Raw genomic sequence first — 18,219 nt, forward strand, 5'->3', positions numbered from 1 at the left:
CGTCTTACTCAGCGGATACAGCTTCACCGCCGACAGCACGATCAACCAGTTCAACGTACGCCATAGGAGCGTTGTCGCCAGCACGGAAACCGCACTTGAGGATGCGCAGGTAGCCACCCTCACGGGTAGCGTAACGCTTGCCCAGGTCGTTGAAGAGCTTACCAACGATAGCTTTCGAACGAGTACGGTCGAAAGCCAGACGGCGGTTAGCCAGGCTGTCTGTCTTGGCCAAAGTGATCAGCGGCTCAGCAACGCGGCGCAGTTCTTTAGCTTTCGGCAGTGTAGTTTTGATCAGCTCGTGCTCGAACAGCGACACCGCCATGTTTTGGAACATGGCCTTGCGGTGCGAGCTGGTGCGGCTCAGGTGACGCCCACTTTTACGATGACGCATGGTTCATTCCTTACCAAACACAACGTTCGGTGATTACGACGATCAGGCAGTCGCCTTGTCGTCCTTCTTAAGACTTGCAGGCGGCCAGTTGTCGAGGCGCATGCCGAGGGACAGACCGCGGGAGGCCAGAACGTCCTTGATTTCGGTCAAGGATTTCTTGCCCAGGTTCGGAGTCTTCAACAGTTCTACTTCGGTACGCTGAATCAGGTCGCCGATGTAGTAAATGTTTTCCGCCTTAAGGCAGTTAGCCGAACGTACAGTCAGTTCCAGATCGTCAACCGGGCGAAGCAGGATCGGATCGATCTCGTCTTCTTGCTCGACTACCACTGGCTCACTGTCACCCTTGAGGTCGACGAACGCAGCCAACTGCTGTTGCAGAATGGTTGCTGCACGACGGATAGCCTCTTCAGGATCCAGGGTACCGTTGGTTTCCAGATCAATAACCAGCTTGTCCAGGTTAGTACGCTGCTCGACACGGGCGTTTTCCACCACGTATGCGATGCGGCGAACCGGGCTGAACGAAGAGTCAAGCTGCAAGCGACCAATGCTGCGGCTTTCGTCTTCATCGCTCTGACGCGAGTCGGCCGGTTCATAACCACGACCACGAGCTACTACGAGCTTCATGTTCAGGGCGCCGTTAGACGCCAGGTTAGCGATTACGTGATCGGGGTTAACGATCTCGACATCATGATCCAGCTGAATATCGGCAGCGGTAACCACCCCCGAACCCTTCTTCGACAAGGTCAGCGTAACTTCGTCACGGCCGTGCAGCTTGATAGCCAGACCTTTAAGGTTCAACAGGATTTCAATTACGTCTTCCTGTACACCTTCGATGGCGCTGTACTCGTGGAGCACACCGTCAATCTCGGCCTCGACTACTGCACAGCCGGGCATTGAGGACAACAGGATGCGGCGCAGCGCGTTGCCCAGGGTGTGGCCAAAACCACGCTCGAGAGGCTCGAGGGTGATCTTGGCGCGGGTTGGACTGACAACCTGCACATCAATGTGGCGGGGTGTCAGGAACTCATTTACCGAAATCTGCATGGATGCACCTATTTTCTAGCCCTTACTTGGAGTAGAGCTCGACAATCAGGCTTTCGTTGATGTCGGCGGACAGATCACTGCGAGCTGGAACGTTCTTGAAAACGCCCGACTTCTTCTCAGTGTCTACTTCTACCCATTCTACGCGGCCACGTTGAGCACACAGATCGAGAGCTTGGACAATGCGAAGTTGATTTTTTGCTTTCTCGCGAACAGCGACCACGTCACCAGCACGAACCTGGAAGGACGGAACGTTAACGGTCTGACCGTTTACGCTGATCGACTTGTGCGATACCAGCTGACGGGATTCGGCACGAGTAGAACCGAAGCCCATGCGGTATACAACGTTGTCCAGACGGCATTCGAGCAGTTGCAACAGGTTTTCGCCGGTTGCGCCCTTCTTGCCAGCTGCTTGTTTGTAGTAGCCGCTGAATTGACGCTCAAGTACGCCGTAGATACGACGAACTTTTTGCTTTTCACGCAGCTGAGTACCGTAGTCGGACTGACGACCACGGCGCTGGCCGTGAATGCCAGGAGCTGCTTCGATGTTGCACTTAGATTCGATAGCGCGCACGCCGCTCTTCAGGAAGAGATCGGTGCCTTCGCGACGAGCCAGTTTGCATTTTGGACCAATGTAACGAGCCATTCTTTACAATCTCCTGGATTACACGCGGCGCTTCTTCGGCGGACGGCACCCGTTGTGCGGGATTGGCGTCACGTCGGTGATGCTGGCGATCTTGTAGCCACAGCCGTTCAAAGCGCGGACTGCGGATTCACGACCTGGACCTGGACCCTTGACGTTAACGTCGAGGTTTTTCAGGCCATATTCCAGCGCAGCTTGACCAGCACGCTCAGCAGCTACTTGAGCAGCGAACGGGGTGGACTTGCGAGAACCGCGGAAACCCGAACCACCGGAGGTTGCCCAGGAAAGAGCGTTACCTTGACGGTCGGTGATGGTCACGATGGTGTTGTTGAAAGACGCGTGGATGTGGGCGATGCCATCAACCACTGTCTTTTTAATCTTTTTACGAGGACGAGCAGCAGGTTTTGCCATGACTAAATTCCTGTCGATTCGCTGGTGCGATTACTTGCGGATCGGCTTACGCGGACCTTTGCGAGTACGCGCGTTGGTCTTGGTACGCTGACCGCGCACTGGAAGACCACGACGATGGCGCAGACCGCGGTAGCAGCCCAGATCCATCAAGCGTTTGATTTTCATGTTGATTTCGCGACGCAGGTCACCTTCAGTGGTGAACTTCGCCACTTCGCCACGCAGCTGTTCAATTTGCTCGTCGCTCAGATCCTTGATCTTCGCAGCTGGGTTGACCCCAGTCACCGCGCAGATTTTCTGCGCAGTAGTGCGACCAACACCATAGATGTAGGTCAGCGAGATAACAGTATGCTTGTTATCTGGAATGTTAACGCCTGCAATACGGGCCATTCAGTGGGACTCCAATTGACAGCTACCTACGCCCCGGAAGCCAAGAAATAGGGCGCGAGATAATATCGCTGTAATAACAAATAATCAACCCGGCAGCGCACTAGCTGCCGGGCTTGAAGCACAATCACACTCAGCCTTGGCGCTGTTTGTGACGCGGTTCCGCGCTGCAAATTACTCGAACAACACCTTCGCGGCGAATAATCTTGCAGTTACGGCACAGCTTTTTCACCGATGCACGAACTTTCATCACCAACTCCTCGAACCTTATGGATTAACGCAGCATGCCGCTGCCGTAACCCTTCAGGTTGGCTTTCTTCATCAGGGATTCGTACTGGTGGGAAACGAGGTGCGATTGTACTTGCGACATAAAGTCCATAACAACCACGACCACGATCAGCAACGAGGTCCCGCCAAGGTAGAACGGAACGTTTGCAGCAACCACCAGGAACTGGGGCAACAGGCAGACGGCCGTCATATATAGAGCACCGAACATGGTCAAACGGGTCAGAACGCCATCAATGTAGCGCGCCGACTGCTCACCTGGACGGATGCCCGGAATAAAGGCACCGGACTTCTTCAGGTTTTCCGCTACGTCTTTCGGATTGAACATCAACGCCGTATAGAAGAAGCAGAAGAAAATAATCCCTGCACTAAACAGCAGAATATTCAACGGCTGACCAGGAGCGATCGACTGCGAGATGTCCTGCAACCAGCCCATACCTTCAGACTGACCGAACCAGGCACCCAACGAAGCCGGAAACAGCAAAATGCTGCTCGCGAAGATAGCAGGAATAACACCGGCCATATTCACTTTCAGCGGCAAGTGGCTGGTCTGCGCAGCAAACACCTTGCGGCCCTGCTGACGCTTGGCGTAGTGAACAGCAATACGACGCTGGCCACGCTCAATGAACACCACAAAACCGATAATCGCTACTGCCAGCAAACCGATCGCAACCAAGGCAAAAATATTGATATCACCTTGACGTGCAGACTCGAAAGACTGCCCGATCGCTCTCGGAAGACCGGCGACGATACCTGCGAAAATCAACATCGAGATACCGTTGCCAACACCACGCTCAGTAATCTGCTCACCCAGCCACATCATGAACATCGCACCAGCCACAAAAGTGGATACCGCGACGAAATGGAAGCCAAAGTCACCAGTGAACGCAACGCCCTGCCCTGCCAGACCAACGGACATGCCGATGGCCTGAACAAGAGCTAGGACGACAGTGCCGTAGCGGGTGTACTGGCTGATCTTGCGACGGCCAGCTTCACCTTCCTTCTTCAACTGCTCCAGCTGCGGGCTGACGGCGGTCATCAGCTGCATGATGATCGATGCCGAAATGTACGGCATGATCCCCAATGCAAAGATGCTCATCCGCTCCAGCGCACCGCCGGAAAACATGTTGAACAAGCTAAGAATGGTCCCCTCATTCTGTCGAAACAGGTCTGCGAGTCGGTCCGGGTTGATACCTGGAACCGGGATGTGTGCGCCTATTCGGTAGACGATAATCGCCAGGAACAGAAAACGCAGACGAGCCCAGAGTTCAGACATACCGCCTTTGCCGAGCGCAGAGAGAGCACCTTGCTTAGCCATTTATTCCTCGAACTTGCCGCCAGCTGCTTCGATAGCCGCACGCGCACCTTTGGTGGCGGCGATGCCCTTGATGATCACAGCGCGAGTAACTTCGCCGGACAGCATGATTTTCACACGCTGAACGTTGACGTTGATCACGTTGGCATCCTTCAGGGACTGCACGGTAACGATGTCGCCTTCCACTTTAGCCAGTTCAGACAGACGCACTTCTGCGCGGTCCATGGCCTTCAGGGAAACGAAACCAAACTTCGGCAGGCGACGATGCAGCGGCTGTTGACCGCCTTCAAAGCCTGGAGCAATGGTGCCACCGGAGCGGGAGGTCTGACCTTTGTGACCACGGCCACCAGTCTTACCCAAACCACTACCGATACCACGGCCCGGACGATGCTTTTCGCGACGGGAACCCGGCGCTGGACTCAGATCATTGAGTTTCATCGATTAACCCTCGACACGCAGCATGTAGTAAGCCTTGTTGATCATCCCGCGATTCTCGGGAGTATCCTGGACTTCTACAGTGTGACCGATGCGACGCAGACCCAGACCCTTAACGCACAGTTTGTGGTTAGGGATACGGCCGGTCATGCTTTTGATCAGCGTTACTTTTACGGTAGCCATGATCAGATGATCTCCTGGACACTTTTGCCACGCTTGGCGGCAATGGATTCAGGGGACTGCATTGCTTTCAAACCCTTGAAAGTGGCGTGAACCACGTTTACTGGGTTAGTCGAGCCGTAGCACTTGGCCAAAACGTTCTGAACACCAGCAACTTCGAGAACAGCACGCATAGCGCCGCCAGCGATGATACCGGTACCCTCAGAAGCAGGCTGCATGTACACCTTCGAAGCGCCGTGAGCGGACTTCATTGCGTACTGCAGAGTGGTGCCGTTCAGATCAACTTGGATCATGTTGCGACGAGCAGCTTCCATTGCCTTCTGGATCGCAGCAGGCACTTCACGCGACTTGCCACGGCCGAAGCCAACACGGCCCTTACCATCACCAACCACGGTCAACGCGGTGAAGGTGAAGATACGGCCGCCTTTTACGGTTTTGGCTACGCGGTTAACTTGAACCAGCTTCTCAATGTAGCCTTCGTCGCGCTTTTGGTCGTTATTTGACATAACTTAGAACTCCAGCCCAGCTTCACGAGCAGCATCAGCCAGCGCCTTGACGCGGCCGTGATACTTGAAGCCAGAGCGGTCGAAAGCCACCTGCGAGACGCCAGCGGCTTTAGCACGCGTAGCGACCAGCTGGCCAACCTTAGTGGCCGCGTCGATGTTGCCAGTGGCGCCATCACGCAGTTCTTTATCCAAAGTCGAGGCACTTGCCAGGACTTTGTTGCCGTCGGCCGAAATGACCTGGGCGTAGATGTGCTGCGAAGAGCGGAACACGCAGAGACGCACGACTTCGAGTTCGTGCATTTTCAGGCGTGCTTTGCGAGCGCGACGCAGTCGAGTAACTTTTTTGTCGGTCATTTGCTATGCCCTACTTCTTCTTGGCTTCTTTACGACGGACGACTTCGTCCGCGTAGCGCACACCTTTGCCTTTGTAAGGCTCTGGTGGACGGAAGTCGCGGATCTCAGCGGCCACTTGACCTACCAGCTGCTTATCGATGCCCTTGATCAGGATATCGGTCTGGCTAGGAGTCTCAGCGGTGATGCCTTCCGGCAGTTCGTAATCCACTGGATGCGAGAAGCCGAGGGCCAGATTCAGCACTGTGCCTTTTGCTTGTGCCTTGTAACCAACACCGACCAGCTGGAGCTTACGCTCGAAGCCTTGGCTTACGCCTTGGACCATGTTGTTTACCAGAGCACGAGTGGTACCGGCCATTGCGCGAGTTTGTTGGTCGCCATTGCGAGCAGCAAAACGCAGCTCACCAGCTTCCTCAACAATTTCAACGGACGAGTGTACGTTCAGTTCGAGAGTGCCCTTGGCACCCTTCACCGAAAGCTGTTGGCCGGCGAATTTAACTTCGACACCAGCTGGCAGCTTAACGGGGTTCTTAGCGACGCGAGACATGCTTATCCCCCCTTAGAACACAGTGCAAAGAACTTCGCCGCCGACACCGGCAGCGCGCGCAGCACGATCAGTCATCACACCTTTGTTGGTGGAGACGATAGACACGCCAAGACCGCCACGTACTTTCGGCAGTTCTTCAACGGACTTGTACTGACGCAGGCCTGGACGGCTAACGCGCTTAACTTCCTCGATGACCGGACGGCCTTCGAAGTACTTCAGCTCGATGGACAGCAGAGGTTTGATTTCGCTGCTGATCTGATAACCCGCGATGTAACCTTCGTCCTTCAGGACTTTTGCTACAGCCACCTTCAACGTGGAAGACGGCATGCTTACGACGGACTTTTCAGCCATCTGGGCATTACGGATTCGAGTTAGCATGTCCGCTAACGGGTCCTGCATACTCATGGGCTAGATGCTCCTGATACAAAAAGAATTAGCCTTGCGGCTACAACTGTCGCCGAGAAATTCCGGGCAAAAAACACGGGCTCAGGCGAGCCGGTCATTCTAGACACACCCCAGAAATGAATCAAGCCCCAAAAGGGGCTTGATTCACGTTCAAGGCCACCGATTATCGGCTTCTTGCGAAGCCGCTAATCGCGACTTTGATAGCTATTACCAGCTGGCTTTAACCAGACCTGGCACGTCACCACGCATTGCAGCTTCACGCAGCTTGTTACGGCCCAGGCCGAACTTGCGGTAAACGCCGTGCGGACGACCAGTCAGGCGGCAGCGGTTACGCATGCGCGAAGCGCTTGCATCACGTGGCTGCTTCTGCAGAGCTACAGTAGCTTCCCAACGTGCTTCTGGACTTGCGTTCAGATCCACGATGATAGCTTTCAGCGCTGCACGCTTGGTGGCGTACTTGGCAACGGTGAGCTGACGCTTCAGCTCACGGTTCTTCATGCTCGTCTTGGCCATTTTCCTACTCCAATCAGTTGCGGAACGGGAATTTGAAAGCACGCAGCAGAGCGCGGCCTTCATCATCGTTCTTAGCAGTGGTGGTCAGGGTAATGTCCAGACCGCGGAGAGCATCGATCTTGTCGTAATCGATTTCCGGGAAAATGATCTGCTCTTTCACGCCCATGCTGTAGTTGCCACGACCATCGAAGGACTTGGCATTCAGGCCGCGGAAGTCGCGAACCCGAGGCAGGGAGATCGACAGCAGACGATCCAGGAACTCGTACATACGCTCACGGCGCAGGGTCACTTTGACGCCGATCGGCCATCCTTCGCGGACTTTGAAGCCAGCGATGGATTTACGAGCGTAGGTCACAACGACTTTCTGGCCGGTGATCTTTTCCAGGTCAGCAACAGCATGCTCGATGACTTTTTTGTCGCCGATAGCTTCGCCCAGACCCATGTTCAGGGTGATTTTGGTAACGCGCGGAACTTCCATCACGTTCGAAAGCTTAAGTTCTTCCTTAAGTTTCGGAGCGATTTCCTTCCGGTAAATCTCTTTTAGTCGTGCCATGGTCTTCTACCTAGCAGTGTTCAAGCATCAACCGCTTTTTGGGTCGACTTGAAGACACGAATTTTTTTGCCGTCTTCTACTTTGAAACCAACGCGGTCAGCCTTGTTGGTTTCGCCGTTGAAAATGGCGACGTTGGAAGCGTGCAGTGGCGCTTCTTTCTCGACGATACCGCCCTGTACGCCCGACATCGGGTTAGGCTTGGTATGACGCTTGACCAGGTTCAGGCCACCGATGACCAGACGGTCATCAGCCAGAACCTTAAGCACCTTACCGCGCTTACCTTTGTCTTTGCCGGCGATCACGATGATCTCGTCGTCACGACGAATCTTTTGCATGTCGGATCTCCTTACAGCACTTCTGGGGCGAGCGAGACGATCTTCATGAACTTCTCAGTACGAAGTTCACGGGTCACTGGCCCAAAGATACGGGTGCCGATCGGCTCTTGCTTGTTGTTCAACAGAACAGCAGCGTTGCCATCAAAGCGGATGATGGAGCCGTCTGCACGACGAACACCATGGCGAGTGCGGACTACAACAGCAGTCATCACTTGGCCTTTCTTCACCTTACCGCGAGGAATTGCTTCCTTAACGGTAACTTTGATGATGTCACCGATACCAGCGTAACGACGATGGGAGCCACCCAGCACCTTGATGCACATAACGCGGCGAGCGCCGCTGTTATCGGCCACATCGAGCATGGATTGAGTCTGAATCATATAATTTCTCCGACCCCTAGCCCTTAGACTTCCACAGCGCGTTCGAGAACATCAACCAGAGCCCAAGACTTAGTCTTGGCCATCGGACGAGTTTCACGAATAGTGACTTTGTCGCCGATGTGGCACTGATTGGTTTCGTCGTGCGCGTGCAGCTTAGTCGAACGCTTAACGTATTTACCGTAGATAGGGTGCTTAACGCGACGCTCGATCAGAACGGTGATGGTCTTGTCCATCTTGTCGCTGACAACACGGCCAGTCAGCGTACGGACAGTTTTTTCGGCTTCAGCCATGATTACTTACCTGCCTGCTGGTTGAGCACAGTCTTCACGCGAGCGATGTCGCGCTTAACTTGCGAGAGCAGATGCGACTGCCCCAACTGGCCAGTTGCTTTCTGCATACGCAGATTGAACTGGTCGCGCAGCAGGCCGAGCAGTTGCTCGTTCAGCTGCTGTGCGGATTTTTCACGAAGTTCATTCGCTTTCATCACATCACCGTCCGCTTAACAAAGGAGGTGGCGAGCGGCAGCTTTGCAGCAGCCAGGGCGAAAGCCTCACGCGCCAGCTCTTCAGAAACACCCTCGATCTCATACAGGACTTTGCCTGGCTGAATCTGGGCAACCCAGTATTCGACGTTACCCTTACCTTTACCCATCCGAACTTCGAGTGGCTTTTTGGAAATAGGCTTGTCCGGGAATACACGGATCCAGATCTTGCCGCCACGTTTCACGTGACGGGTCAGAGCACGACGCGCTGACTCGATCTGACGAGCGGTGAGACGACCACGAGCTACAGACTTCAGCGCATACTCGCCGAAGCTGACTTTGCTACCGCGCAATGCCAGACCACGGTTGTGGCCGGTCATTTGCTTGCGGAACTTCGTACGCTTTGGTTGCAACATTTGGCGTACCCCTTACTTAGCAGCTTTTTTACGAGGCGCTGGTGCTTGTGGCTTCAGCTCTTCTTGGCGACCACCAATTACTTCGCCTTTGAAGATCCAAACCTTTACACCGATCACACCGTAAGTGGTGTGAGCTTCGTAGTTGGCATAGTCGATGTCGGCACGCAGGGTGTGCAGTGGCACACGACCTTCGCGATACCATTCAGTACGTGCGATTTCAGCACCGCCGAGACGACCGCTCACTTGGATTTTGATGCCTTTGGCACCAATGCGCATGGCGTTCTGTACAGCGCGCTTCATAGCGCGGCGGAACATTACACGACGCTCCAGCTGCTGAGCTACGCTCTGCGCAACCAGCATACCGTCGAGCTCCGGCTTACGGATCTCTTCGATATTGATGTGCACAGGCACACCCATTTGCTTGGTCAGGTCCTGACGCAGCTTCTCAACATCTTCACCTTTCTTCCCGATAACGATACCTGGGCGAGCGGTGTGGATGGTGATGCGTGCAGTTTGGGCCGGACGATGGATATCGATACGGCTTACGGACGCGCTTTTTAGTTTGTCTTGGAGATACTCACGCACCTTCAGATCAGCGAACAAGTAGTCCGCATAAGTCCGACCGTCTGCGTACCAGACGGAGGTGTGCTCCTTGACGATTCCCAGGCGAATGCCAATGGGATGTACTTTCTGACCCATCTCTTCGACTCCGTTACTTGTCAGCAACCTTGACAGTGATATGGCAAGACCGCTTGACGATGCGATCAGCACGGCCTTTGGCACGTGGCATGATGCGCTTCAGCGAACGCCCTTCGTTGACGAAAACGGTGGAGACCTTCAGGTCATCAACGTCTGCGCCTTCGTTATGCTCGGCGTTGGCTACGGCCGACTCCAGCACTTTCTTCATGATCTCGGCGGCTTTCTTACTGCTGAAAGCCAACAGGTTGAGCGCTTCGCCCACCTTCTTCCCGCGGATCTGGTCGGCGACCAAGCGGGCTTTCTGGGCGGAGATTCGAGCGCCCGACAACTTAGCGGCTACTTCCATCGTTCCTTACCCCTTAACGCTTGGCTTTCTTGTCAGCCACGTGCCCGCGATATGTACGGGTACCGGCGAACTCGCCCAGTTTGTGGCCGACCATGTCTTCGTTCACGAGAACTGGAACATGTTGACGACCGTTATGCACAGCAATGGTCAGACCGACCATTTGTGGCAGGATCATAGAACGGCGCGACCAGGTCTTAACTGGTTTGCGATCGTTCTTTTCCGCCGCCACTTCGATCTTCTTCAGTAGGTGAAGATCAATAAAAGGACCTTTTTTCAGAGAACGTGGCACTGTCGTATCCCTCTATTTACTTGCGACGACGGACGATCATTTTGTCGGTACGCTTATTACCACGAGTCTTCGCGCCCTTAGTCGGGAAGCCCCATGGCGATACCGGATGACGACCACCAGAGGTACGACCTTCACCACCACCATGTGGGTGGTCAACCGGGTTCATGGCAACACCACGAACGGTTGGGCGAACGCCACGCCAGCGTTTGGCACCAGCTTTACCCAGCGAACGCAGGCTGTGCTCGGAGTTCGAGACTTCACCCAAGGTCGCGCGGCATTCAGCCAGCACTTTACGCATCTCACCAGAACGCAGACGCAGGGTCACGTAGACACCTTCACGAGCGACCAGCTGAGCCGAAGCACCAGCCGAACGAGCGATTTGCGCGCCTTTACCTGGCTTCAGTTCGATGCCGTGTACGGTGCTACCAACTGGAATATTACGCAGTTGCAGAGCGTTGCCCGGCTTGATCGGTGCCAGAGCACCTGCGATCAGCTGGTCGCCAGCGCTCACGCCTTTAGGGGCGATGATGTAGCGACGCTCGCCATCTGCGTACAGCAGCAGAGCGATGTGAGCAGTACGGTTTGGATCGTATTCGATACGCTCGACAGTGGCAGAGATGCCATCTTTGTCGTTGCGACGGAAGTCGACCAGACGGTAATGCTGCTTATGACCACCACCGATGTGACGAGTGGTAATACGGCCATTGTTGTTACGACCACCAGACTTCGATTTCTTCTCGAGCAGCGGTGCGTGAGGAGCGCCTTTATGCAGCTCCTGGTTGACCACCTTGACCACAAAACGGCGGCCAGGGGAAGTCGGTTTGCATTTAACGATTGCCATGATGCACCCCTTCCTTACTCAGCACTGCTGCTGAAATCGAGATCTTGGCCTGGCTGAAGGGAGATAACTGCCTTCTTCCAGTCATTACGCTTGCCCAGACCGCGAGCGGTACGCTTGCTCTTACCCAGAACATTCAGGGTAGTAACACGTTCCACTTTCACGCTGAACAGGCTTTCGACGGCCTTCTTGATTTCCAGCTTGGTTGCATCAGTAGCAACCTTGAAAACGAACTGGCCTTTCTTGTCTGCCAGAACCGTAGCCTTCTCGGAAACGTGCGGGCCAAGCAGAACTTTAAATACGCGTTCCTGGTTCATCCCAGCAGCTCCTCGAATTTCTTCACGGCCGACACAGTGATCAACACTTTGTCGTATGCGATCAGACTAACTGGATCGGAACCCTGCACGTCGCGTACATCAACGTGTGGCAGGTTACGAGCAGCCAGGTACAGGTTCTGATCAACAGCGTCCGACACGATCAGAACGTCGGTCAGGCTCATGTTGTTCAGCTTGCCCAGCAGATCTTTGGTTTTCGGAGTTTCAACAGCGAAATCCTGAACCACGACCAGGCGATCAGTACGTACCAGCTCAGCGAGGATGGAACGCATTGCTGCGCGATACATCTTCTTGTTGAGCTTCTGCGAGTGATCCTGTGGACGAGCTGCGAAAGTGGTACCGCCGCCACGCCAGATTGGGCTACGGATAGTACCGGCACGAGCACGGCCAGTACCTTTCTGACGCCAAGGGCGCTTACCGCCACCACGAACGTCGGAACGGGTCTTTTGCTGCTTGCTACCTTGACGGCCGCCGGCCATGTAGGCCACGACTGCTTGGTGAACCAGCGTCTCGTTGAATTCGCCGCCAAATGTCAGTTCGGAAACTTCGATCGCTTGAGCGTCATTTACATTTAATTGCATGTCAGCTTCCCCTTAACCGCGAGCCTTGGCCGCTGGACGTACAACCAGGTTGCCGCCAGTAGCGCCAGGAACAGCACCCTTGACCAACAACAGATTGCGTTCAGCGTCGACGCGCACTACTTCGAGGGACTGCACGGTCACGCGCTCAGCGCCCATATGACCGGACATTTTTTTGCCCTTGAATACACGACCAGGAGTCTGGCACTGGCCAATAGAGCCCGGGACGCGGTGGGAAACGGAGTTACCGTGAGTGTTGTCTTGGCCACGGAAATTCCAACGCTTGATCGTACCCTGGAAGCCTTTACCTTTGGACTGACCGGTTACATCAACCAGCTGACCAGCGGCGAAGATTTCAGCGTTGATCAGATCGCCTGCCTGGTACTCGCCTTCTTCAAGACGGAATTCCATAACAGTACGACCAGCTGCAACGTTGGCTTTAGCGAAGTGACCTGCTTGAGCAGCAGTCACACGCGAAGCACGACGCTCACCTACAGTGACTTGCACTGCACGATAGCCATCGGTTTCTTCAGTTTTGAACTGGGTGACGCGATTCGGCTCGATCTCAATGACCGTGACCGGAATGGAGACACCTTCTTCGGTGAAAATACGGGTCATACCGCATTTACGACCGACTACACCAATAGTCATGTTGTAAACCTCATGAGTGTACGGGGCTTTCACCCGCTATGGCCGCCCATTTCAGAGCGTTACACGACTAAGACCGAGTCTTAGCCGAGGCTGATCTGCACTTCCACACCTGCCGCAAGATCAAGCTTCATAAGTGCATCAACGGTTTTATCCGTTGGCTGGACGATGTCCAGTACGCGCTTATGAGTACGGATCTCGTACTGGTCACGCGCGTCTTTGTTGACGTGCGGGGAGACCAGAACGGTGAACCGCTCTTTACGGGTAGGCAGTGGAATTGGACCACGCACTTGAGCACCAGTACGTTTCGCGGTTTCCACGATTTCCTGGGTGGATTGGTCGATCAGGCGATGGTCAAAAGCCTTCAACCTGATACGGATTTGCTGATTTTGCATTGGATTTCAGACTCCAGGCTGCTATTCCCACCGGGCGCAATACGCCCGTTAAAAGGAGGCGCAATTCTATAGACGGCCCCACAGAGTGTCAACCCAATAAAAAAGCCCCCGCAAGCGGGGGCCTCTTTATGAGTCGTCGATTACTCGATGACTTTGGCTACGACGCCAGCGCCGACGGTACGACCGCCTTCACGAATAGCGAAACGCAGACCATCTTCCATCGCGATGGTTTTGATCAGGGTAACAACCATTTGGATGTTGTCACCTGGCATTACCATTTCAACGCCTTCTGGCAGCTCGCAGTTACCAGTCACGTCAGTAGTACGGAAGTAGAACTGTGGACGGTAGCCTTTGAAGAACGGAGTATGACGACCGCCTTCTTCCTTGCTCAGAACGTATACTTCTGCGGTGAACTTGGTGTGCGGCTTAACGGTGCCTGGCTTAACCAGAACCTGGCCACGCTCAACATCGTCACGCTTGGTGCCGCGCAGCAGTACGCCGCAGTTCTCGCCAGCACGACCTTCGTCAAGCAGCTTGCGGAACATCTCAACGCCGGTGCAGGTAGTTTTCTGAGTATCGCGCAGACCAACGATCTCAACTTCTTCCTGAATGCGAACAACGCCACGCTCAACACGACCAGTCACAACAGTACCGCGACCCGAGATCGAGAATACGTCTTCGATTGGCATCAGGAACGGCTTGTCGATTGCACGCTCTGGCTCTGGGATGTAGGTATCCAGAGTCTCTACCAGACGCTTAACAGCGGTGGTACCCATTTCGTTGTCGTCTTGGCCGTTCAGAGCCATCAGAGCCGAACCGATGATGATTGGAGTGTCATCACCTGGGAAGTCATAAGTACTCAGCAGGTCGCGAACTTCCATCTCAACCAGTTCCAGCAGCTCAGCGTCGTCAACCATGTCAGCCTTGTTCAGGAAGACAACGATGTACGGAACGCCTACCTGACGGGACAGCAGGATGTGCTCACGAGTCTGTGGCATCGGACCATCAGCGGCCGAGCAAACCAGGATCGCGCCATCCATCTGGGCAGCACCGGTGATCATGTTTTTTACGTAGTCGGCGTGACCTGGGCAGTCAACGTGCGCGTAGTGACGCACGGCCGAATCGTATTCAACGTGAGAAGTGTTGATGGTGATACCACGAGCTTTCTCTTCCGGGGCGCTATCGATCTTGTCGAAGTCAACCTTGGCCGAACCGAAAACTTCGGAACAAACGCGAGTCAGAGCAGCAGTCAGAGTGGTTTTACCGTGGTCAACGTGACCGATGGTGCCAACGTTGACGTGCGGTTTTTTACGTTCAAATTTTTCTTTAGCCACGACAATTAACTCCTAGCCTAAAGGGGAGACTGAATCAGCCTTGTTTTTTAACGAGAGCTTCGACGATGTTCGACGGAGCTTCGGCGTATTTGGAGAATTCCATGGAGTAGCTCGCGCGACCCTGAGACATGGAACGAACGTCAGTTGCATAACCGAACATTTCACCCAGCGGCACTTCAGCACGGATAACCTTGCCGGACACCGAGTCATCCATACCCTGAATCAGACCACGACGACGGTTCAGGTCACCCATCACGTCACCCATGTAGTCCTCTGGGGTTACTACTTCAACCTTCATGATCGGCTCAAGCACAACACCGCCACCCTTCTGGGCCAGCTGCTTGGTCGCCATGGAGGCTGCCACCTTGAACGCCATCTCGTTGGAGTCGACGTCATGGTAGGAACCATCGAACACGGTAGCCTTCAGGCCGATCAGCGGATAACCGGCAACGATGCCGTTCTTCATCTGCTCTTCGATACCCTTCTGGATAGCCGGGATGTATTCCTTAGGAACCACACCACCAACAACTTCGTTGGTGAAGACCAGACCTTCGGTGATGTTGCCGTTCGCATCGACGTCCGGCTCCGAGAAACGGATCCAGCAGTGACCGAATTGACCGCGACCGCCAGATTGACGAACGAACTTGCCTTCGATCTCAATGTTGCTCTTGCTGATCTTCTCGCGGTACGAAACCTGCGGCTTACCGATGTTGGCCTCAACGTTGAATTCACGACGCATACGGTCAACAAGGATATCCAGGTGCAGCTCGCCCATACCAGAGATGATGGTCTGACCAGTCTCTTCGTCGGTCTTGACGCGGAACGACGGATCTTCCTGAGCCAGCTTGCCCAGTGCGATACCCATCTTTTCCTGGTCCTGCTTGGTTTTCGGCTCTACCGCTACCGAAATCACAGGCTCAGGGAAGTCCATACGCTCAAGAATGATCTGCTTGTCGAGATCGCACAGAGTGTCACCAGTGGTGACGTCCTTCATGCCGATCAGGGCAGCGATGTCGCCTGCACGTACTTCCTTGATCTCTTCACGCTGGTTGGCGTGCATCTGCACCATACGACCAACGCGCTCTTTCTTGCCCTTGACCGAGTTGATCACGGAGTCGCCCGAACTCAGGAAGCCCGAGTAAACGCGCACGAAAGTCAGAGTACCAACGAACGGGTCAGTAGCGATCTTGAATGCCAGAGCCGAGAACGGTTCCGAATCGTCAGCATGACGCTCGTCGTAATCCGCTTCTACCAGCTCTTCCTTCGGCTTCTCGATGAGATCCGGGTGGATACCTTTGATCGCAGGGATCTCGGTAGGAGCAGGCAGGAAGTCGATAACGGCGTCGAGAACCAGGGGAACACCCTTGTTCTTGAACGAAGAACCACAGACAGCCGGAACGATCTCGCTAGCCAGGGTGCGCGCACGCAGGCCGGCCTTGATCTCTTCGACAGTCAGGTCACCTTCTTCAAGGTACTTGTTCATCAGCTCTTCGTTGGCTTCAGCAGCAGCTTCAACCATGTTGGAGCGCCACTCGTTAGCCAGGTCCAGCATATCGGCAGGAATTTCTTCCTCACGATAAGTAGTACCTTTGTCGTCGTCGTTCCAGTAGATAGCCTTCATCTTGATCAGATCAACCTGACCTTCGAAGTTATCTTCAGAGCCGATAGCCAGCTGAACAGGAACCGGGGTGTGACCCAGACGGTTCTTGATCTGACCAACAACGCGCAGGAAGTTAGCACCAGCACGGTCCATCTTGTTCACGTAAACAATACGTGGAACGCCGTATTTGTTGGCTTGACGCCATACGGTTTCAGACTGAGGCTCAACACCGGAAGTACCGCAGAACACAACGACCGCACCGTCGAGTACGCGCAGCGAACGCTCTACTTCAATGGTGAAGTCAACGTGGCCCGGGGTATCGATAACGTTTACACGATAGTTATCGAATTGGCCGCGCGAACCCTTCCAGAAAGTAGTTACAGCAGCGGAGGTAATGGTAATACCACGCTCCTGCTCCTGCACCATCCAGTCTGTGGTAGCAGCGCCGTCATGCACCTCACCCATCTTATGGCTGAGACCTGTGTAAAACAGGATCCGCTCGGTAGTGGTAGTCTTGCCCGCGTCAACGTGGGCACAGATACCAATGTTACGGTAGCGGTTGATTGCTGTAGTACGAGCCATAAAGCCCTCGCAAATTGAATGATGCTGATATTAGAAGCGGTAGTGCGAGAAAGCCTTGTTGGCTTCAGCCATACGGTGTACGTCTTCACGCTTCTTAACTGCAGCACCCTTGCCTTCGGCAGCGTCCAGCAGTTCGCCAGCCAAACGCAGAGCCATAGACTTCTCACCGCGCTTGCGCGCGAAGTCTACCAACCAGCGCATTGCCAGAGCATTACGACGGGACGGACGAACTTCGACCGGAACCTGGTAAGTAGCACCGCCTACACGGCGCGACTTCACTTCGACCAGCGGAGCGATGGCGTCGAGAGCTTTCTCGAAGATTTCCAGGGGATCGCTGTTCTTGCGTTCCTTAACTTTTTCCAGCGCACCATAAACGATACGTTCGGCAACGGCTTTCTTGCCGCTTTCCATTACGTGGTTCATGAATTTTGCGAGGATCTGGCTTCCGTATTTCGGATCGTCCAGAATCTCACGCTTGGCTGCTACGCGACGTCTTGGCATTGATAAGCCCTCAAACGGTCTTCAGGTTAGCTCGGGACAGTTGATCCAATGGACGCGTGCCCGACCTTACTCTTATCGACTCAATATAATTAAAAACTGCAAAACGGCCGATTACTTCGGACGCTTGGTACCGTACTTCGAACGACCTTGGTTACGACCTTTAACGCCGGAAGTATCCAGGGAGCCGCGAACGGTGTGATAACGAACACCTGGCAAGTCTTTTACACGGCCGCCGCGAATCAGTACGACGCTGTGCTCTTGCAGGTTGTGGCCTTCACCGCCGATGTACGAGGAAACCTCGAAACCGTTGGTCAGGCGCACACGGCATACTTTACGCAGTGCCGAGTTAGGTTTTTTCGGCGTAGTGGTATACACGCGAGTGCACACGCCACGACGTTGCGGGCAGTTCTGCAGCGCAGGCACGTCGGATTTCTCGACGATACGCTTACGCGGCTGACGTACCAGCTGGTTGATAGTTGCCATCTACTAGCTCCACTGTTGT

At 54.5% G+C, this 18,219-nt stretch carries 32 protein-coding genes; all 32 read right to left on the reverse strand.

The annotated features are described in order from the left end of the window. Positions 1 to 4 precede the first annotated feature (4 nt). Positions 5 to 391 carry a 50S ribosomal protein L17 gene (gene rplQ, locus GV819_RS13760; protein ID WP_007924175.1) on the reverse strand — a complete coding sequence of 129 codons (387 nt, stop codon included), beginning with the start codon at positions 389 to 391 and terminating at the stop codon, positions 5 to 7. Between the two features lie 42 nt (positions 392 to 433). Further along, positions 434 to 1,435 (reverse strand): DNA-directed RNA polymerase subunit alpha, encoded by a 1,002-nt coding sequence (locus GV819_RS13765; RefSeq protein ID WP_007970428.1) that lies wholly within the window; start codon positions 1,433 to 1,435, stop codon positions 434 to 436. A gap of 22 nt (positions 1,436 to 1,457) precedes the next feature. Further along, a complete protein-coding gene (rpsD, locus tag GV819_RS13770; protein WP_025129398.1) occupies positions 1,458 to 2,078 on the reverse strand; it encodes a 30S ribosomal protein S4 in 621 nt (206 codons plus the stop codon). A gap of 18 nt (positions 2,079 to 2,096) precedes the next feature. Further along, positions 2,097 to 2,486 (reverse strand): 30S ribosomal protein S11, encoded by a 390-nt coding sequence (gene rpsK, locus GV819_RS13775; RefSeq protein ID WP_007924177.1) that lies wholly within the window; start codon positions 2,484 to 2,486, stop codon positions 2,097 to 2,099. A gap of 30 nt (positions 2,487 to 2,516) precedes the next feature. Then, complete coding sequence (gene rpsM / locus GV819_RS13780) at positions 2,517 to 2,873, reverse strand: 30S ribosomal protein S13 (RefSeq protein WP_003186020.1); 357 nt, start codon at positions 2,871 to 2,873, stop codon at positions 2,517 to 2,519. A 130-nt stretch (positions 2,874 to 3,003) separates the two neighbouring features. Then, positions 3,004 to 3,120 (reverse strand): 50S ribosomal protein L36, encoded by a 117-nt coding sequence (gene rpmJ, locus GV819_RS13785; RefSeq protein WP_002555468.1) that lies wholly within the window; start codon positions 3,118 to 3,120, stop codon positions 3,004 to 3,006. A gap of 24 nt (positions 3,121 to 3,144) precedes the next feature. Further along, the gene (secY, locus tag GV819_RS13790) at positions 3,145 to 4,473 is read right to left on the reverse strand and encodes a preprotein translocase subunit SecY (RefSeq protein WP_007924182.1); all 1,329 of its coding nucleotides are present in this window, start codon (positions 4,471 to 4,473) and stop codon (positions 3,145 to 3,147) included. After that, entirely contained in the window at positions 4,474 to 4,908 is a 435-nt protein-coding gene (gene rplO, locus GV819_RS13795) for a 50S ribosomal protein L15 (protein WP_161756626.1), read from the reverse strand. Between the two features lie 3 nt (positions 4,909 to 4,911). After that, on the reverse strand, positions 4,912 to 5,088 hold the full coding sequence (gene rpmD / locus GV819_RS13800; RefSeq protein ID WP_003176408.1) for a 50S ribosomal protein L30: 177 nt from the start codon (positions 5,086 to 5,088) through the stop codon (positions 4,912 to 4,914). Between the two features lie 2 nt (positions 5,089 to 5,090). Next, entirely contained in the window at positions 5,091 to 5,591 is a 501-nt protein-coding gene (rpsE, locus tag GV819_RS13805) for a 30S ribosomal protein S5 (protein WP_007924184.1), read from the reverse strand. Between the two features lie 3 nt (positions 5,592 to 5,594). Continuing rightward, positions 5,595 to 5,945, reverse strand: coding sequence for a 50S ribosomal protein L18 (gene rplR, locus GV819_RS13810; protein ID WP_003186037.1), 351 nt, complete (start codon positions 5,943 to 5,945; stop codon positions 5,595 to 5,597). Positions 5,946 to 5,955: 10 nt separating this feature from the next. After that, positions 5,956 to 6,489: a 50S ribosomal protein L6 gene (rplF, locus tag GV819_RS13815; protein ID WP_025129400.1), complete on the reverse strand. Its 534-nt coding sequence runs from the start codon at positions 6,487 to 6,489 to the stop codon at positions 5,956 to 5,958. 12 nt (positions 6,490 to 6,501) lie between these two features. Then, positions 6,502 to 6,894: a 30S ribosomal protein S8 gene (gene rpsH, locus GV819_RS13820; protein ID WP_011063773.1), complete on the reverse strand. Its 393-nt coding sequence runs from the start codon at positions 6,892 to 6,894 to the stop codon at positions 6,502 to 6,504. 207 nt (positions 6,895 to 7,101) lie between these two features. Continuing rightward, entirely contained in the window at positions 7,102 to 7,407 is a 306-nt protein-coding gene (gene rpsN / locus GV819_RS13825; RefSeq protein ID WP_161756627.1) for a 30S ribosomal protein S14, read from the reverse strand. Between the two features lie 13 nt (positions 7,408 to 7,420). After that, complete coding sequence (rplE, locus tag GV819_RS13830; protein WP_003210069.1) at positions 7,421 to 7,960, reverse strand: 50S ribosomal protein L5; 540 nt, start codon at positions 7,958 to 7,960, stop codon at positions 7,421 to 7,423. Positions 7,961 to 7,980: 20 nt separating this feature from the next. Beyond that, the gene (gene rplX, locus GV819_RS13835; protein WP_071553151.1) at positions 7,981 to 8,295 is read right to left on the reverse strand and encodes a 50S ribosomal protein L24; all 315 of its coding nucleotides are present in this window, start codon (positions 8,293 to 8,295) and stop codon (positions 7,981 to 7,983) included. Between the two features lie 11 nt (positions 8,296 to 8,306). Continuing rightward, entirely contained in the window at positions 8,307 to 8,675 is a 369-nt protein-coding gene (rplN, locus tag GV819_RS13840; RefSeq protein ID WP_002555479.1) for a 50S ribosomal protein L14, read from the reverse strand. A 23-nt stretch (positions 8,676 to 8,698) separates the two neighbouring features. Then, positions 8,699 to 8,965, reverse strand: a complete 267-nt coding sequence (gene rpsQ, locus GV819_RS13845) for a 30S ribosomal protein S17 (protein WP_003194644.1) — start codon at positions 8,963 to 8,965, stop codon at positions 8,699 to 8,701. 2 nt (positions 8,966 to 8,967) lie between these two features. Further along, positions 8,968 to 9,159, reverse strand: a complete 192-nt coding sequence (rpmC, locus tag GV819_RS13850; RefSeq protein WP_002555481.1) for a 50S ribosomal protein L29 — start codon at positions 9,157 to 9,159, stop codon at positions 8,968 to 8,970. Beyond that, the gene (rplP, locus tag GV819_RS13855; RefSeq protein WP_019409905.1) at positions 9,159 to 9,572 is read right to left on the reverse strand and encodes a 50S ribosomal protein L16; all 414 of its coding nucleotides are present in this window, start codon (positions 9,570 to 9,572) and stop codon (positions 9,159 to 9,161) included. The genes rpmC and rplP overlap by 1 nt, the downstream gene beginning before the upstream one ends. A gap of 12 nt (positions 9,573 to 9,584) precedes the next feature. Continuing rightward, complete coding sequence (gene rpsC / locus GV819_RS13860; protein WP_003176422.1) at positions 9,585 to 10,271, reverse strand: 30S ribosomal protein S3; 687 nt, start codon at positions 10,269 to 10,271, stop codon at positions 9,585 to 9,587. Positions 10,272 to 10,284: 13 nt separating this feature from the next. Beyond that, on the reverse strand, positions 10,285 to 10,617 hold the full coding sequence (gene rplV / locus GV819_RS13865) for a 50S ribosomal protein L22 (protein ID WP_003103908.1): 333 nt from the start codon (positions 10,615 to 10,617) through the stop codon (positions 10,285 to 10,287). Between the two features lie 13 nt (positions 10,618 to 10,630). Then, complete coding sequence (gene rpsS / locus GV819_RS13870) at positions 10,631 to 10,906, reverse strand: 30S ribosomal protein S19 (protein WP_002555486.1); 276 nt, start codon at positions 10,904 to 10,906, stop codon at positions 10,631 to 10,633. Between the two features lie 16 nt (positions 10,907 to 10,922). Next, positions 10,923 to 11,747 (reverse strand): 50S ribosomal protein L2, encoded by an 825-nt coding sequence (gene rplB / locus GV819_RS13875; protein ID WP_161756628.1) that lies wholly within the window; start codon positions 11,745 to 11,747, stop codon positions 10,923 to 10,925. 14 nt (positions 11,748 to 11,761) lie between these two features. After that, positions 11,762 to 12,061, reverse strand: coding sequence for a 50S ribosomal protein L23 (gene rplW / locus GV819_RS13880; protein ID WP_002555488.1), 300 nt, complete (start codon positions 12,059 to 12,061; stop codon positions 11,762 to 11,764). After that, positions 12,058 to 12,660: a 50S ribosomal protein L4 gene (gene rplD, locus GV819_RS13885; RefSeq protein WP_003228735.1), complete on the reverse strand. Its 603-nt coding sequence runs from the start codon at positions 12,658 to 12,660 to the stop codon at positions 12,058 to 12,060. The genes rplW and rplD overlap by 4 nt, the downstream gene beginning before the upstream one ends. 12 nt (positions 12,661 to 12,672) lie before the next feature. After that, complete coding sequence (gene rplC / locus GV819_RS13890) at positions 12,673 to 13,308, reverse strand: 50S ribosomal protein L3 (RefSeq protein WP_003186059.1); 636 nt, start codon at positions 13,306 to 13,308, stop codon at positions 12,673 to 12,675. A gap of 80 nt (positions 13,309 to 13,388) precedes the next feature. Then, a complete protein-coding gene (gene rpsJ / locus GV819_RS13895; protein WP_003186070.1) occupies positions 13,389 to 13,700 on the reverse strand; it encodes a 30S ribosomal protein S10 in 312 nt (103 codons plus the stop codon). A gap of 140 nt (positions 13,701 to 13,840) precedes the next feature. Beyond that, the gene (gene tuf, locus GV819_RS13900) at positions 13,841 to 15,034 is read right to left on the reverse strand and encodes an elongation factor Tu (RefSeq protein WP_161756629.1); all 1,194 of its coding nucleotides are present in this window, start codon (positions 15,032 to 15,034) and stop codon (positions 13,841 to 13,843) included. Between the two features lie 34 nt (positions 15,035 to 15,068). Then, positions 15,069 to 17,216 (reverse strand): elongation factor G, encoded by a 2,148-nt coding sequence (fusA, locus tag GV819_RS13905; protein WP_161756630.1) that lies wholly within the window; start codon positions 17,214 to 17,216, stop codon positions 15,069 to 15,071. Between the two features lie 30 nt (positions 17,217 to 17,246). Further along, positions 17,247 to 17,717 carry a 30S ribosomal protein S7 gene (rpsG, locus tag GV819_RS13910; protein ID WP_007925959.1) on the reverse strand — a complete coding sequence of 157 codons (471 nt, stop codon included), beginning with the start codon at positions 17,715 to 17,717 and terminating at the stop codon, positions 17,247 to 17,249. A 111-nt stretch (positions 17,718 to 17,828) separates the two neighbouring features. Continuing rightward, complete coding sequence (gene rpsL / locus GV819_RS13915; RefSeq protein ID WP_003186084.1) at positions 17,829 to 18,200, reverse strand: 30S ribosomal protein S12; 372 nt, start codon at positions 18,198 to 18,200, stop codon at positions 17,829 to 17,831. Positions 18,201 to 18,219 lie beyond the last annotated feature (19 nt).

This window comes from Pseudomonas sp. Fl5BN2, assembly GCF_009908205.1.
Lineage (GTDB): Bacteria > Pseudomonadota > Gammaproteobacteria > Pseudomonadales > Pseudomonadaceae > Aquipseudomonas.